The following is a 15233-nucleotide window of genomic DNA, read 5'->3' on the forward strand; positions in this document are numbered from 1 at the left end:
CCCGTACTCGACCCTCGATTTCGCCGCTACCGCGCCCTGCGTCCGCGGGTGGGCGTCGCCCGTACGGTCAACCACCGCAACCGCCTCCGCCGCCGCACCCACCGCCGCCTCCGCAGGAGGAACCGCCGCTGCAGCTGCTTCCGGAACCGCCGTCGCCGCCGCCTCCGCCCACCGAGCCACCGGCTCCGCCGGTGGCGGCGATGCGCTGGACCTCGGCCTCGGCCGCGAACGCGGGGTCCATCGTGTAGAGCGAAGCGGAACCCCACAGGGCCACACCCATGGCCGCGCCCGTGGCCCCATACGTCGCGAATGAGGGCGACTGGCTGGGGGAGAGGTGGCGGTTCTGATCGCGCAGGCTCCGCATGTGGCGGCGGGCCGCGTCGGTGGCCCAGCGCTTGCGCGTGTAGAGGGCGATCGTCAGGATCACCGCGAAGAAGACCAGCGGGATGAGGAAGCCGACCGGCTTGCCGTTGGCGACACCGTCGATGATGCGGGCGACGCCGATGAGGATCAGCGCTAGGCCGGCCAGCGCCCACGCCCGGGCCTCGCGCAGCTTGGCCGCGCCGATCGCCACGCCGCTCGCCTCGAGATGGTCGCTGAGCTGCTCGACCGCTGACACCACGGACTGGTCGGTGAAGACGTCGCGGGCGCGCAGGCGCCGGGCCGCGGCGTTGTAGACGGCGCTGTCGAGCGGGGTGACGCCGCTGGGCAGCGGGCCGGTCTGCACGAGCGTGCGGCCCGGGCCGGTCCCGATGGCGTCGGCGGCCCGGAGGCCGCCCATGGCCGAATAGATCGCCAGCTTGGGCCCGCCGTTGAGGTAGGCGATCTGCTGTGGGCCGAGGTGGTCGACCCGGGCGAATCGGATGCCGCGGAAGAGCGCCTTGCGGTGGAACCAGGCCAGCATCGCCACCAGGACCATGGCGGCGATGTAGTAGATGAGGAAGGTCGGGCCGGGGATCCCCCACGTGTCGTTCATGGGCTTTAACCTCCCGTGCTCGTCGCGTCTGTGGCCCTCATTGTGCAGATGCGCGCAACGTCACGGGAGTGGGCGGTGACGATCTGTGGATAACTCGCACGGCGCCCGAAATGTCAGCCCCGGCGGACGGCCTCCTCGACCACGTCGAGCACCCGGCTCAGCTCGCCCGGCGGGCGCCCTGTGGCCAGGTGGAGCACCAAACCGTCGTACGCCAGCTCGAGGAACTGGGTCAGCACCTCGACCGGCACGTCGTCGCGCAGCACACCGGCCTCGCGCTGCCGCTGGAGGCGCTCACGGGTCGCGTCGGCGATGGCGGCCGACCGCTCGGCCCAGCGCTTGGCGAAGGCGGGGTCGGTGCGCAGCCGCCGGGAGACCTCGAGCTGGCTGCCGAGCCAGCCGGCCGTGTCCCCGTCGCTGTTTCCGGCGCGGTCGAGCAGGTCGCGCATCACCTGGACGAGGCCGTTGCGGGTCACGGTCGCGACCATCGCGGCGGCGTCGTCCTCGGCCACCGCGAGGAAGAGAGATTCCTTGTCGCGAAAATGGTGGAAAATCGCCCCCCGGGACAGCCCGGTCGCGTCCTCGAGCCGCCGGACCGTCGCACCCTCGTATCCGAACCGGGCGAAACAGTCGCGCGCGGCGGCGAGGATCTCGTGTCGGCGCGCGTCAAGCTGGTCCTGGCTTACTCTGGGCACGTTCTGGATCGTGTCACGGGGCGTGGTCGCCATGCAATCCGTACGTACGTCTTGCCAGACACGCCACGGTCATCGGACGGATGCTGCGAATTCCCCCATCCCGCCCGTAACTTGTTTACAAGCCCGGTCTGTTCGCTTGCCCGTTCGGTCACGTAAAGTGCCCGCGTGCCTCTCGTCCTGATCGCTCTCGATGACACCCTGCTCGACCGCAGCGGTGCCTTCAGGCTGTGGGCGAAGGGTTTCCTGGACGAGATCGGGGCACCACAGGACGATCTCGACTGGTTACTCTCCGTGGATGCCGACGGCCTGACCCCGCGCTGGGACCTGGCCGACCTCATCCGGGAGCGATACGGCCTCGGGATTCCCTCGATCGACGTCGTCGACGAGCTGCACGAGGGCCCTCTCGCCTACGAGAAGCTCGATCCGCTGGTCGGCTGCGCCCTGAAGATCGCCACCGACGCGGGCTTCGTGCCCGTCGTGGTCACCAACGGCCAGGGCGAGATTCAAGAGGCCCGGATCCGCCGTACGGGTCTTGACCGTTACGTGGCCGACTGGGTGATCTCCGAGCAGGCCGGCGTGAGCAAGCCCAACCCGCGGATCTTCGCGCTGGCCGCGCAGCGGGTCCGGATGCGGCTCGGCGGCGCCTGGGTGCTGGGCGACAGTCCCGAGGCCGACATCGGTGGCGCGGCCGCGATGGCCCTGCCCAGCGTGTGGCTGCATCGGGGCCGGAAATGGATGGACGACCGGTTCGCGCCCACCCGCGTGGTCGGCAACGTGATCCAGGGCCTGTCCGAGATCATGGCGACCGCGCGATAAATAGGTTGCGGGGCCTCAGCGGGCACGGCAAAGTGACCCGCGTACCGACGAGAGAGAAGGGGGTGGACTCCATGGCTGTCTTTGTGATGACTGCTGCCCGGATTCCAGAACTTCTTCTTCCTTCTTTCTCCGAGGAGACCCTCCAGTGCGAGAGCACGACTCTTTCGGCCCGGCGACCATGCGCCGCGGCCGTCGCAAGTTCGACGACGACGACTCCACCTTCCTGAAGCGGGGGCGGCCCGAGCCGCAGCTGCAGGAGGATCCCGATCTTCCCGAGGTCGGCGACCGCTGGTCCACCTGGGACGGCGCCCTGCACGGCCCGGAGCCGAGACCCGACTGGGTACGCACTGAGCACGGCGCCGTCGACACTGAGCTGGGCATGCTCAAGACCGGCAAGGAAGCCGACGTCTACCTGGTCCGGCGGGAAGTCCCCGACACCGACAAGATCAGCATGCTGGCGGCCAAGCGGTACCGCGACGGCGACCACCGGCTCTTCCACCGCGACGCCGGATATCTCGAGGGCCGCCGGGTGCGTCGGTCCCGCGAGATGCGGGCCATGAACAACCGCACCGCCTTCGGCAAGGAGATGATCTCCGGCCAGTGGGCGATCGCCGAGTTCGGCGCTCTGTCCCACCTGTGGGAGGTCGGCCAGGAGAGCGGCCTGGTCCGGGTGCCGTACCCGGTGCAGATCATCGGCACCGAGCTGATGCTCGAGTTCATCGGCGACTGGGAGACCGGCGAGGCGGCGCCCCGGCTGGCGCAGGTGCGCGCCGACCCCGACCAGCTGGCCGACCTGTGGCGGCAGATGACCGACGCGCTGTCGGTGCTGGCCCGGGCGCAGGTGGCGCACGGTGACCTGTCGCCGTACAACACGCTGGTGCACGACGGCCGGCTGGTGCTGATCGACCTGCCGCAGATCGTCGACGTGGTCGCGAACCCGCAGGGCGCCGACTTCATCGCCCGCGACGTGCGCAACGTCGCGGCCTGGTTCACCCAGCGCGGCCTGCGGGTGGACGCCGACGAGCTGCTCGAACGGCTCCTCTACGAGGCGGGGCTGCGATGAGACTTCACGAGGCGAGCTGCGATGGACCTTTACGAGGCGGGGCTGCGATGAGACGGCCCGGTCCGCGGCCGCCGAAACCTCGGCGCCCGCGGCCGGAGCCGCGTCACTGCAGGTAGCCCTCGACCTCGCCGACGCTGTGGGCCTGCTCGGAGTTCGGGTCGTTGCCGAACTCCCGGGCGGCCCGCCGCCGGCGCAGCAGGTCCCAGCACTGGTCGAGCGCCTCTTCGAGCTCCTTGAGCCGGGCGTGCTCCTCGCTGGAGGAGATCTCGCCCTTGCTCAGCTGCTGCCGCAGCTTGTGCTCCTCATCAACCAGGCCGTTGATCCGGCCCAGAACGGTGTTGTCATCCATGCGAAGAGCCTAAGGGCAGTCCCGCCCCGCCCCCATCCGGTCATGCTGTGACGATCGCCGCCGGGTCAGACCAGGCCGGCGTCGTGGGCCAGCAGGGCGATCTGGGTGCGGTTGTCGAGGGCGAGCTTGGTCAAGATGTGGGAGACGTGGGATTTCACGGTGGCCAACGTCATGTCGAGCGCGGCGGCGATCTCGGCGTTGTTGCGGCCCTGGCCGATGCTCACGACCACGTCGTGCTCGCGCGGGCTGAGCGACGCGAGCACGGCCCGCGCGCTCGCGTAGGCGCCGGCCTGCACCGCGGCGCGGTCCATGAGGCGCCGGGTGATGCGCGGCGACAGGATCGGCTCGCCGGCCGCGACCTGGAGGATGGCGTCGGCTATGCGGGCCGGCGGCGTGTCCTTGAGCAGGAAGCCGCTGGCCCCGGCCCGCAGGGCGTGCAGGATGTTCTCGTCGGTGTCGAACGTGGTCAGCACGATCACCTCGGGCGGCCGCGGACGGGCCCGCAGGCGGCGGGTGGCCGTGATGCCGTCGACCTTGGGCATCCGCAGATCCATCAGCACCACGTCGGGCCCGTGGGCGTCGGCCGCCGCGGATGCCTGATCACCGTCGCCGGCCTCGCCGACCACCGCGATGCCGGCCGCGCCGTCGAGCATCATGGTCAGCCCGGCCCGGACGAGCGCGTCGTCGTCGACCACGAGCACACGCACCGGCCGTGTCATGCCGGCCATGGTAGCGACGCGTGCAGCCGGAACTCGCCCCCGCCGGCCCGATGGTCGAGCCGCCCGCCGGCCAGTTGGACCCGCTCGGTGAGCCCGACCAGCCCGGCCCCGCCCGACCACCCCGGCGGCGCGCCGTCGGGCGGCAGCGCGTTGAGCACCTCGACCTCCAGACCCGCCCCGGGCCCGCCGCGCAGCGCGACCCGCACCGGCTGGCCGGCGGCGTGCTTGCGGGCGTTGGTCAGGCCCTCCTGGATCACCCGGTACGCCGTGCGGGCCACCGTCGGCGGCGCCTCGGCCGGCTCCGCCACCGTGTCGCGCAACAGCACCTCGGTGCCGGCACCGCGGGACTCCTCGACCAGGCGGGGAACGTCGGCGAGCACCGGCTGGGGACGGGCCGGCTCGCCGTCCGGCGGATCGTCGTCGCGCAACAGCGAGATCACCTCGCGCAGCTCCTCGAGGGCCTGATGGACGCCGGACCGGACCACCCCGGCCGCCTGCGACAGCCGCTCGGGCGAGGAATCGGGGCGGTATTCCATGGCGCCCGCGAACGTGGCCAGCAGCGACAGCCGGTGAGCGAGCACGTCGTGCATCTCCCGGGCGATCTTGCGGCGTTCCAGCATGCGGGCCTCGGCCACGCGGCGGCCCTGCTCGGCCTCGGCCCGCTCGGCCCGCTCGTGCAGCGAGCGGATCAGCGCCGCGCGGGCCTGAGCCCACGCGCCCCAGCCGAGCAGCGCGCCGTAGCCGATGGTGATGAGCACGAGCCACCACCCGTACGACATGGCGCTGTTCGACCGGAAGGCGCCCTGGACCGCGTGGGCGGCGACGCCCGCGGCGGCCACACCGATCGCCACCGGGAACGGCCGCCGCCACGCCACCTGGAGCGCGCCGATGGTGGCCGGCGGCGTGGCGGCCGGCGACACCGCGGCCAGAGCGGTGAGCACGGCCGTGCCGGTGACCGGCCACCACGCCAGCAGCGGGGTCACCGCCCAGCTCAGCACGCCCGCCACGAGGTCGAGCGCGAACAGCGGGCCGAGCGCCCGGCCGCCCCACCGGGCGACCAGCGTCGAGGCGATCAGCACCCCGGACACCGTCACGATCGTGACGACGGCGGAGGCGCCGGGGCGGCGGGGAGTGGCGGTCACCGGGCGACGCTAACCGGTCGGCGTACCGCCGCGACACCTACTTAAGTAGGTGCGGACGCCCTCCCAAAGAAGGGCTCGGCGATGTCCGAAGTCCGATGTGCTCACCGGGTCCGAGGGCCCAAGCTCATCGCCATGACGAACGACATGCGTGACATCGAGACCACCACCACCGCCACCTGGCCGGGCCGCGCGATCACGGTCGCCGCGGGCGCGGCCGGTTCCCTGCTCCTGTGGGCCGTCAACGTTCCGTGGGGCGGCCTCGACCTGGCCGTCCGCCAGGGCGGCGGGACCCAGCAGATAGGCGCGGCCGCCGTCGTGGCCACCGCCCTGGTCGCCGGTCTGGCCGCCTGGGGTCTGCTCGCCCTGCTCGAGCGGAAGGCGCGACATCCCGTCCGGACCTTCCGGATCATCGCGCTGGTCGTCCTGCTGATCTCGCTGGCCGGTCCGCTGGGCGGCGGCGAGGGTCTGCACAGCAAGCTGGTCCTGCTGGGCATGCATCTCACCGTCGGCATCGCGCTGATCGCCGGCCTGCCGGGCCGCCGGTCATGCCGGTGACCTCAGACGCCCAGAGCGCGGGCGGCCGTGGAGGAGACCCGGGCCAGCTCGGGCCGGGCCGCCATGAGCAGGGTGGTGACGCCGAGGGACTCGTTCATCGCGGCCAGCTCCTGCTCGTGGCGGATGTCGGTCGCGTTGCGCACGCCCCTGATGATGACGTCGATGTCGTGCTCGCGGCAGTACGTCGCGGTCAGTCCGGCCCAGGGCACGACGACGACGTTCTCCCAGTCCGGGGGCAGGGCCGCCCGCACGGCGGCGGCCCGCTCGGCCTCGGCCCGGGTCGGTTGTTTGGCGCCGTTGACGGCCACCAGCAGTGTGAGGTGGCCGGCCACCCGGCGGGCCCGGTCGGCGATGTCGAGGTGTCCCGGCGTGAGCGGGTCGAACGTGCCGGGATAGACCGCGCGCATCGGCTCAGATTAGCGCCTGCGGCTGGGCCACGGTCGCGCCCGACGGCGTTGCCACCGCGGGGACGCCGGTCGCGGCGGGCAGGGAGAAGGTGATGATGGTGCCGCCTCCACGATTGTCCTCGGCGGTGATGGCGCCGCCGTGCCGTTCGACGATGCGGTGGCAGATGGCCAGGCCGAGGCCGGTGCCGGGGATGCCGGTGGCCTGGTGGGCCCGGTGAAAGCCGTTGAAGATCGCCTCGTGCTGGCCGGCCGGCACGCCGAGACCGCGGTCGGCGACCTGGACGACGACCTTGCGGCCGTCCTCGGTCGCGTGCGCGGTGACGTCGACGCGGGGCGTCCGGCCCGGCGCCGTGTACTTGACGGCGTTGCCGATGAGGTTGTTCAGCAGCTGCCGGATCATCGCGGGGTCGGCCGCGACGGGCGGCAGGTCGCCGACGTAGATGGTCGGCATCGGCCGGCGGGCCGCGCTCGCGGCGTCGAGGTGGGCGATCGCCACCTCGTCGGCCAGGGCGTGCAGGTCGAGGTCGACCGGCTGGACGCCGCCCTCGCGGGCCGCGGCGTAGGTGAGCAGGTCGTCGATGAGGGTGCCCATCCGGGCCACGCCCGACGTGATCTTGCGGAGGTCGGGGCGGATCTCGTCGGCGTCGACCGCCGAGCGGCCCTCGAGCTCCTCGTCGAGACATTCGGCGTGGGCCCGCACGGTGGCCAGCGGGGCCTTGAGGTCGTGGGCGACGACACCGGCGAACGCGGTGAGGTCGGCCGTCTGCTGGCGCAGCACGATCTGGGTGGCCCGCAGATCGGCCGTCGCGGCCACGACCCGGGCCTCGGCGCGGGCCCGCCCGCTGGCCAGCGTGTGCACGAGCAGGGCGAGGGCGGCGGTGAAGACGAGCCCGGCGATCGTCACCGCGGGAGGGAGGTTCTGCGTGCCGGGCAGGGTCGAGGCGGGGGAGGCGACGACGATGGTCCAGTGCCGCTGGGCCACCGGGATGGTGACGGTGCGGTGCAGGTCGCGCAGCCCGGGGGCGACGGCGCGCAGGGTCGCCACGACCGAGGGCAGGCCGTCGGGGCCGCGGGCCTGCAAGGTGACGTCGATGCCGCTCTGCGCGACCAGGCGCAGGCTGTCGCCGAGGAAGGTCTCGCTGCGCAGGCCCATGAGCAGCCAGCCGCGGAACGGCTTGATCCCGTCGGCGCCGGACGGTCCCCACAGTCCCGTGGTCAGGACGAACGAGCTTTGTCGCTGATCTTCCGGCAGCGACCGGTCCCGGCTCAGGACGTACGGCTCGGAGATCGTGACCTGGCCGGTGCGCCGCGCCTCGGCGAACGTCGCCGCGGGGATGGCGCTCGCCGCGAGATCACTGGCCGTTTTCGATGGCGTGCTGCCGTCCAGGCGTACGGAGAAGATGGGAAAGATGTGTTCCTTGAGGCTCTCGTCGGGATTGAGGACGAGAGACGGTACGCCACGGTCGCGCCACTTCGCCTGAGCGCCGGCCAGGCCGGAGCGGTCGGTGGCGATCAGATAGGTCAGCGAGGTGGCACCGGCCAGCCGCAGCTGGGCGAGCGGGGCCGCGGTCTGCGCGAACTTCGACGCGTTCAGGCTCTCGAAGGCGCCGATCGCGCCGGCGGTCGTGCGCAGCGTGTCGATATATCGGGCCGCCTGGTTGGTGACGGCCTGGGCGACGAGCCCGGCGCGGCGGTCCATGACGGCGTCGAAGCCCTGCCGCTGCTGCCGGTTCAAGGTCACGCCGGCGCCGATGCTGGCCAGGACGCCGAGGATGATCACGACGGCGGTCCAGGCCCACGTCTGCCGCCTGGAGAGAGCCCTCACCCCTACCCGATCGGCACGACCCCGGCGGGACTGAGCAGCCCCGCCGAGGTCGTCACGAATCAGGAGTTGAGCATCTTGCGGAGCACGTACTGCAGGATGCCGCCGTGCCGGTAGTAGTCGGCCTCGCCGGGCGTGTCGATGCGGACGTCGGCGTCGAACTCGATGCCGGTGTCCGTGCGGACCTTCACCGTGCGCGGGGTCTCGCCGTCGTTGAGCGCGGTCACGCCGGTGATCGTGAAGGTCTCCGTGCCGGTCAGGCCCAGCGACTCCGCGTTCGTCTTCGGCGGGAACTGCAGCGGCAGCACGCCCATGCCGATGAGGTTGGAGCGGTGGATGCGCTCGTAGCTCTCGGCGATGACGGCGCGGACGCCCAGCAGCATCGTGCCCTTGGCCGCCCAGTCACGCGACGAGCCCGAGCCGTACTCCTTGCCGGCCAGGATGACCAGCGGGACGCCGGCCTCCTGATAGGCCACCGACGCGTCGTAGATCGTGGTCTGGTCGCCGGTCAGGTGGTTGACCGTGAAGCCGCCCTCGACACCCGGCACGAGCTGGTTGCGCAGCCGGATGTTGGCGAACGTGCCCCGGATCATGACCTCGTGGTTGCCGCGGCGCGAGCCGTAGCTGTTGAACTCGTGACGCGGGACGCCGTGCTCGGCCAGGTACTTGCCCGCGGGGGAGTCGGCCTTGATCGAGCTGGCCGGCGAGATGTGGTCGGTCGTGACCGAGTCACCCAGCTTGGCCAGCACGCGAGCGCCCGAGATGTCGCCCACCGGCTGCGGCGACGCCGCCATGCCCTCGAAGTAAGGAGGCTTGCGGACGTACGTCGACTCGTCGCTCCACTCGAAGGTCTTGCCCTCGGGGGTCGGCAGCGACTGCCACTTCTCGTCGCCGGCGAAGACGTCGGAGTACGCGGTGCTGAAGCCCTCGGCCCCGATCGCCGACGCGATGACGTCGTCGATCTCCTTGGCGCTGGGCCAGATGTCGTTCAGGAAGACCGGCTTACCGTCCGAGCCCGTGCCGAGCGGCTCGGTGGTGATGTCCAGGTCCATCGTGCCGGCCAGCGCGTACGCCACGACCAGCGGCGGGGACGCCAGGTAGTTCATCTTGACGTCGGGGTTGATCCGGCCCTCGAAGTTGCGGTTGCCGGAGAGCACGCTGACCGCGGTCAGGTCGGCCTCGTTGACGGCGGCCGAGATCTCCTCGGGCAGCGGGCCCGAGTTGCCGATGCAGGTCGTGCAGCCGTAACCGACCAGGTTGAAGCCGATCTTGTCGAGATAAGGCGTCAGGCCGGCCCGGTCGTAGTAGTCGGAGACGACCTTGGAGCCCGGCGCCAGCGTGGTCTTGACCCACGGTTTGCGGGTCAGGCCGCGCTCGACGGCCTTCTTGGCGAGCAGCGCGGCGCCGATCATGACCTGCGGGTTCGACGTGTTGGTGCAGGAGGTGATGGCGGCGATCACCACGGCGCCGTGGTCGAGCTCGTACTCGACGCCGTCCTCGCCCTTGACCAGCGTGGGCTTCGACGGGCGGCCCTCGGCGCCGTTGGCCGCGCTGACCAGGTGGTGCGGCTTGTCGGCGTCCGAGTCCTCGTGGTTGGCCGGCGGGTCGCTGGCCGGGAAGGACTCCTCGCTGGCCTCGTCGGCCGGGCCGGAATCGGTGACGTAGTTGGTGAGGGCCTCGCGGAACATCGGCTTGGCCGCGTTCAGCGGCACCCGGTCCTGCGGGCGCTTCGGGCCGGCCAGCGACGGCACGATCGTCGACAGGTCGAGCTCGAGCTTCTCCGAGTAGTCCGGCTCGGCGGACGGGTCGAGCCAGAGACCCTGACGCTTCGCGTACGCCTCGACGAGCGCCACCTGCTGCTCGGAGCGGCCGGTGAGCTTGAGGTACTTGATGGTCTCGTCGTCGATCGGGAAGATCGCGACGGTCGAGCCGTACTCGGGCGACATGTTGCCGATGGTGGCCCGGTTGGCCAGCGGCACGGCGCTCACGCCGGGGCCGTAGAACTCGACGAACTTGCTGACCACGCCGTGCTCACGGAGCATCTCGGTGATCGTCAGCACCAGGTCGGTGGCGGTCGTGCCGGCCGGCATCTCGCCGCTCAGCTTGAAGCCGACGACGCGCGGGATCAGCATGCTGACCGGCTGGCCGAGCATCGCGGCCTCGGCCTCGATGCCGCCGACGCCCCAGCCCAGCACGCCCAGGCCGTTGACCATCGTGGTGTGCGAGTCGGTGCCGACGACCGTGTCGGGATAGGCCTGGCCGTTGCGCTCCATGATCGTACGAGCCAGGTATTCGATGTTGACCTGGTGAACGATGCCCGTGCCGGGCGGAACGACCTTGAACTCGTTGAACGCGGTCTGACCCCAGCGCAGGAACTGGTAGCGCTCGCGGTTGCGCTGATATTCCAGCTCGACGTTGCGGGCGAAGGCGTCCTCGCGGCCGAACAGGTCGGCGATGACCGAGTGGTCGATGACCAGCTCGGCCGGGGCCAGCGGGTTGACCTTGGTCGGGTCGCCGCCCAGCTCCTTCACGGCCTCGCGCATCGTGGCCAGGTCGACCACGCAGGGCACGCCGGTGAAGTCCTGCATGAGGACCCGCGCCGGGGTGAACTGGATCTCGACACTGGGGTCGGCGGTCTGGTCCCAGCCGCCGAGGGCGCGGATGTGGTCGGCGGTGATGTTCGCGCCGTCCTCGGTCCGCAGCAGGTTCTCCAGCAGGATCTTCAAGGAGTAGGGCAGGCGGTCGTGCCCCTCGACCTTGTCGATCGTGAAAATCTCGTAGCTCGCGTCACCGACGCGCAGCTCGCTCTTCGCACCAAAGGTGTCGAGGCTGGCCACGTCATCTCCTTCACACCCAGCGATCGTCGGACAAGTCTTTCGCACCGAATGAGCGGCCTTCGGGTTAGGCATACCTAACTCTCGGTTCACGTTTCCCGTAAACCGTACGTCCGTCTTGTAAGGCCGCGCAAGGCGGGGTCGGGCATCCCTCTCACGTTTACTCCCGTTGGAGCGCGGGCACACCTCGAACCGTGCAGGCACCCACCGATTCCGATGAGCTGACCGAGTTCTTCGACCGCTACGGGACCGCGTTGACCAGTGGTGACGTCTCGGCGATCGCGAACTGCTACGCGTTGCCGGGCATGGTGGTCGCCGACTCGTACAGCTTCACCTTCGCCTCGCCGGCGGCCGTGGCCCTGTCGTTCCTGGGCGCCGCCCCCGCGTATCAGGAGCAGCGGATCGTCGCCGCGCACGCCCAGCTGACCGAGGTGCAGCCGCTGTCGGCCCGGCTGACGATGGTCGCGGTGGAGTGGGAGTACCTCGACAGCTCGGGCAACGCGGTGCCCGGCGAGCGCTACCGCTACCTCCTGCGCGTGGACGAGCACGGACCTCGCATCACCACGGTCGTCGCTACGCACTGAAACTGTCGTATGCCGGTGCGAGGATGTCCCGGTGACCACGATCGAGATCGACTCCGTCGCGCCCGCTTCTCTGGTCCGCTCCTCGCCGCGCTGGCTGCTCGTGCACTACGTGCGGCCCGACGGGGACTATGCGGCCTGGTCGCTGCACGCCTGGGGTGACATCGAGCCGGGGCAGATCAACGGCTATCCGGGCGGCCGTCCTTTCGCGGGCGAGGACTCCTACGGCCGTTTCGCCTGGGTCGCGCTGACGCCTGACGCGCGCGACGTCGGGTTCGTCGTCGTTGATCGCTCTGGGGTCAAGGACGTAGCGGACGACCGGCACGTGGATCCGTCGGTGGTCTCCGAGATCTGGCTGCGGCCGGGTGATCCGACGATCTACACCTCGCCCCGCGCATCGGACATATCCGATTCCTCCGACGACGTGATCATCCATTACCGGCGGCCCGACGGCGACTACGCGGGCTGGGGCCTGCACGCCTGGGAGGGCACGAAATCCAAGCCCGTCTGGCGTACGCCGATCATGCCCTCCTCCTGGGACGCGTTCGGCGCCGTCTTCCGGGTGCCGGTGCGGGCCGACGCGGTCGGGCTGCGCTTCGTGCTGCATCGCGGCGAGGAGAAGGACCTGCCCGACGACCAGCGGATCGACCTCGCCGTGGCCCGGGAGCTGTGGTTGGTCGCGGGCCGGGTGGCGCCGGTCAAGCCGGGCGTGGCGACGCTGGGTCCCGAGCTCGACCCGGCCCGGTCGCTGGCCGTCTTCGTCGACCGGACGACGATCGCGCTGCCCGGTGACCTGGCCGACCGGGCCGCGGTCTTCGCGCTGGTGGGCGACGACGCCGAGGTGCCGCTGACCCCGCGCCCGGGCGGGCTGTTCCAGGCGCAGAGCCGTAAGTTCCCCCACCTGCGGGCCTACCGCGCTTATTCGGTGCGCGAGCTGGGCGACGCCGTGCTCGGGTCGTTGCTGCGCGGGCGGCTGCTCGTGGTCGGGCAGGACCCACAGGGTGAGGTCACGGCGCTGACCGCCGTGCAGACGGCCGGGGTGCTCGACGATCTCTACGCCGACGCGGCCGACGCCGAGCTGGGGCTGGTGCTCGACGCGGAGCGTTCCTCGGTGGCGGTGTGGGCGCCGACGGCGAAGACCGTCGCGCTCGAGATCTTCCGTACGCCGGCCGACCCTCCCAAGGTCCTCCCGATGGACCGCGACGACGTGACCGGCGTGTGGTCGGCCGGGATCAAGCGCAAGTGGCTGGGGCGCTACTACCGTTTCCGCGTCGAGGTGTGGCATCCGGCCGCGCAGCGGGTGGTGACCACCAGCGTCACCGACCCGTACTCGCTGGGTCTCGCGGCCGACTCCACGCACAGCCTGCTGGTCGACCTCGACGATCCCGCGCTGGCCCCGGCGGGCTGGGATTCTCTGACCAAGCCGGCGCCGGTGGCGCCCGCGCGCATGCAGATCAGCGAGGTGTCGATTCGGGAGTTCTCGATCTTCGATCAGTCGCTGCCGGCCGCGCTGCGAGGCACCTATGGCGCCTTCGCCCACCTCGAGTCCGACGCGATGAGGCATCTGCGCTCTCTCGCCGACGCCGGCCTGACTCACGTACACCTGCTGCCGGCCTTTGACTTTGCGACAGTGCCCGATCGGCGGGCCGATCAGGCCACGCCCGCCTGCGACCTGGCGACGTTCCCGCCCGACTCGCCGGCGCAGCAGGCGGCCGTCATGGAGATCGCCGACGGCGACGGGTTCAACTGGGGGTACGACCCGTGGCACTACACGGCGCCCGAGGGCAGTTTCGCGGTCGACGCGGACGGGCCGTCACGGATCCTCGAGTTCCGCACGATGGTCGCGGCGCTGAACGCGGTCGGGCTGCGCGTCGTCATGGACGTCGTCTACAACCACACGATGCACGACGGGCTCGGCCGCTTCAGCGTGCTCGACAAGATCGTGCCGGGGTACTACCACCGCCTGCTCGCGGACGGCACGACCGCCGAGTCGACCTGCTGCCCGAACACGGCCACCGAGCACACGATGATGGGCCGCCTGGTCGTCGACTCGGTCGAGACATGGGCACGGCAGTACAAGGTCGACGGGTTCCGCTTCGACCTCATGGGACACCATCCCCGCGCCAACATCCTCGAGGTGCGGGTGACGCTCGACCATCTGCCGCACGGCAAAGAGATCTATCTGTACGGCGAGGGGTGGAACTTCGGCGAGGTGGCCTACGACGCGCGGTTCGCGCAGGCCACTCAGGTCAACATGGCCGGCACGGGCATCGGCACCTTCAACGACCGGCTGCGGGACGCGGCGCGCGGCGGTGGCTCGTTCGGTGACCCGTCGGTGCCGGGTTTCGCGACCGGGCTGGGCTCGCGGACACCGCTGCACGTCCACGACGAGATCAAGGTGGGGCTGTCCGGCGCGCTGTCGACGTACCGCTTCGTCACCCACACCGGGGCCGAGCTGAGCGGTGCCCAGATCGACTACAACGGCTCGCCCAGCGGATACGCGCTGTCGCCGGGTGAGACGGTCAACTACGTCGACGCCCACGACAACGAGATCCTGTACGACGCGATGGCCTTCAAGCTGCCCCGGTCGACCGCGGCCCTCGACCGGGCGCGCATGCAGATCCTGGCGCTGTCGCTGGTGGTGCTCGGCCAGGGCGTCGGTTTCGTCGCGATGGGCAGCGAGCGGCTGCGCTCGAAATCGCTCGACCGCAACTCGTTCAACTCGGGCGACTGGTTCAACCAGATCCGCTGGGACCCGGCCCTGGGCAACGGCTTCGGCCTGGGCCTGCCGCCCGCGCCGGACAACGAGGACCAGTGGGACCGGGCCCGTTCGCTGCTGGCCGACCCGGCGCTGGTGCCCCCGCCGGACGCGATCGAGATGACCGCCGAGCGCTACCGCGAGCTGCTGCGGATCAGGCGCTCGTCGCCGGTCTTCGGCCTGCCCACGGCCGAGGAGGTGCAGCGCCGCCTGACGTTCCCGCTGGGCGGCCCGGCCGAGACCCCGGGCGTGATCGTCATGTGCCTGGACGGCACGGGACTCGATCCGCGGTGGAGCACGATCGTGGTGGTCTTCAACGCGACCGAGGAGACGGTCCAGCAGGAGGTGCCCGCGCTGGCCGCCCTCGACCTGCGACTTCACCCGGCGGTGGCCGGCTCGGCCGATCCTTTGCTGCGCACCGCGACGGCGGCCGGCGACCTGCTCACGGTGCCCGGGCGCTCGGTGGCGGTCTTCGTGGCCGAGGTGCTGTGAGTCTCGTTGTCCCCGGGTGGAGAATAG

At 71.0% G+C, this 15233-nt stretch carries 13 protein-coding genes; 5 read left to right on the forward strand and 8 right to left on the reverse strand.

Annotated elements, in window-relative coordinates; genetic code table 11:
- Positions 1–67: 67 nt before the first annotated feature.
- Together ACQP2X_RS10645 and ACQP2X_RS10650 are read right to left on the reverse strand one after the other, a co-directional pair.
- Positions 68–976 carry a TIGR04222 domain-containing membrane protein gene (locus tag ACQP2X_RS10645; RefSeq protein WP_498696051.1) on the reverse strand — a complete coding sequence of 303 codons (909 nt, stop codon included), beginning with the start codon at positions 974–976 and terminating at the stop codon, positions 68–70.
- A 113-nt stretch (positions 977–1089) separates the two neighbouring features.
- On the reverse strand, positions 1090–1668 hold the full coding sequence (locus tag ACQP2X_RS10650) for a TetR/AcrR family transcriptional regulator (protein ID WP_097322596.1): 579 nt from the start codon (positions 1666–1668) through the stop codon (positions 1090–1092).
- A 165-nt stretch (positions 1669–1833) separates the two neighbouring features.
- Between ACQP2X_RS10650 and ACQP2X_RS10655 the strand changes: the two genes are divergently transcribed.
- Positions 1834–2484, forward strand: coding sequence for an HAD family hydrolase (locus ACQP2X_RS10655; RefSeq protein ID WP_498658260.1), 651 nt, complete (start codon positions 1834–1836; stop codon positions 2482–2484).
- A 145-nt stretch (positions 2485–2629) separates the two neighbouring features.
- On the forward strand, positions 2630–3547 hold the full coding sequence (locus ACQP2X_RS10660; RefSeq protein ID WP_498696052.1) for a serine protein kinase RIO: 918 nt from the start codon (positions 2630–2632) through the stop codon (positions 3545–3547).
- 103 nt (positions 3548–3650) lie between these two features.
- Here the strand turns inward: ACQP2X_RS10660 and ACQP2X_RS10665 are convergent, their stop codons facing one another.
- The 3 genes from ACQP2X_RS10665 to ACQP2X_RS10675 form a co-directional block, all read right to left on the reverse strand.
- Positions 3651–3896, reverse strand: coding sequence for a DUF2630 family protein (locus ACQP2X_RS10665; RefSeq protein WP_498696053.1), 246 nt, complete (start codon positions 3894–3896; stop codon positions 3651–3653).
- A gap of 65 nt (positions 3897–3961) precedes the next feature.
- Positions 3962–4624, reverse strand: coding sequence for a response regulator (locus ACQP2X_RS10670; protein ID WP_498696054.1), 663 nt, complete (start codon positions 4622–4624; stop codon positions 3962–3964).
- Positions 4612–5757, reverse strand: a complete 1146-nt coding sequence (locus ACQP2X_RS10675; protein ID WP_498696055.1) for a sensor histidine kinase — start codon at positions 5755–5757, stop codon at positions 4612–4614. Before ACQP2X_RS10675 ends, ACQP2X_RS10670 begins: the two co-directional genes overlap by 13 nt.
- A 132-nt stretch (positions 5758–5889) precedes the next feature.
- Here ACQP2X_RS10675 and ACQP2X_RS10680 point away from each other — a divergent pair, with 132 nt between their 5' ends.
- On the forward strand, positions 5890–6312 hold the full coding sequence (locus ACQP2X_RS10680) for a DUF6069 family protein (protein ID WP_498696056.1): 423 nt from the start codon (positions 5890–5892) through the stop codon (positions 6310–6312).
- Between the two features lie 2 nt (positions 6313–6314).
- On the opposite strand, the gene coaD is transcribed toward ACQP2X_RS10680, so the two are convergent.
- Genes coaD through acnA form a run of 3 tightly spaced genes read right to left on the reverse strand, consistent with a single transcriptional unit; the run spans position 6315 to position 11378 of the window.
- A complete protein-coding gene (gene coaD / locus ACQP2X_RS10685; protein ID WP_498696057.1) occupies positions 6315–6719 on the reverse strand; it encodes a pantetheine-phosphate adenylyltransferase in 405 nt (134 codons plus the stop codon).
- A 4-nt stretch (positions 6720–6723) separates the two neighbouring features.
- Positions 6724–8544, reverse strand: a complete 1821-nt coding sequence (locus ACQP2X_RS10690) for a sensor histidine kinase (protein ID WP_498696058.1) — start codon at positions 8542–8544, stop codon at positions 6724–6726.
- A gap of 59 nt (positions 8545–8603) precedes the next feature.
- Positions 8604–11378 carry an aconitate hydratase AcnA gene (acnA, locus tag ACQP2X_RS10695; RefSeq protein ID WP_498696059.1) on the reverse strand — a complete coding sequence of 925 codons (2775 nt, stop codon included), beginning with the start codon at positions 11376–11378 and terminating at the stop codon, positions 8604–8606.
- A 191-nt stretch (positions 11379–11569) separates the two neighbouring features.
- On the opposite strand from acnA, the gene ACQP2X_RS10700 reads away from it, so the two are divergent.
- Together ACQP2X_RS10700 and pulA are read left to right on the forward strand one after the other, a co-directional pair.
- Positions 11570–11959: a DUF6841 family protein gene (locus tag ACQP2X_RS10700; protein WP_498696060.1), complete on the forward strand. Its 390-nt coding sequence runs from the start codon at positions 11570–11572 to the stop codon at positions 11957–11959.
- Between the two features lie 31 nt (positions 11960–11990).
- On the forward strand, positions 11991–15206 hold the full coding sequence (pulA, locus tag ACQP2X_RS10705; protein ID WP_498696061.1) for a pullulanase-type alpha-1,6-glucosidase: 3216 nt from the start codon (positions 11991–11993) through the stop codon (positions 15204–15206).
- The last annotated feature ends 27 nt before the right edge of the window (positions 15207–15233 follow it).

This window comes from Actinoplanes sp. CA-131856 (assembly GCF_050956135.1).
Lineage (GTDB): Bacteria > Actinomycetota > Actinomycetes > Mycobacteriales > Micromonosporaceae > Actinoplanes.

Bases quoted from the DNA above. Each gene is read 5' to 3' on its own strand.
- ACQP2X_RS10645 (WP_498696051.1), bottom strand. From the start codon at position 976: ATGAACGACACGTGGGGGATCCCCGGCCCGACCTTCCTCATCTACTAC.
- ACQP2X_RS10665 (WP_498696053.1), bottom strand. From the start codon at position 3,896: ATGGATGACAACACCGTTCTGGGCCGGATCAACGGCCTGGTTGATGAG.
- ACQP2X_RS10670 (WP_498696054.1), bottom strand. From the start codon at position 4,624: ATGGCCGGCATGACACGGCCGGTGCGTGTGCTCGTGGTCGACGACGAC.
- ACQP2X_RS10680 (WP_498696056.1), top strand. From the start codon at position 5,890: ATGACGAACGACATGCGTGACATCGAGACCACCACCACCGCCACCTGG.
- coaD (WP_498696057.1), bottom strand. From the start codon at position 6,719: ATGCGCGCGGTCTATCCCGGCACGTTCGACCCGCTCACGCCGGGACAC.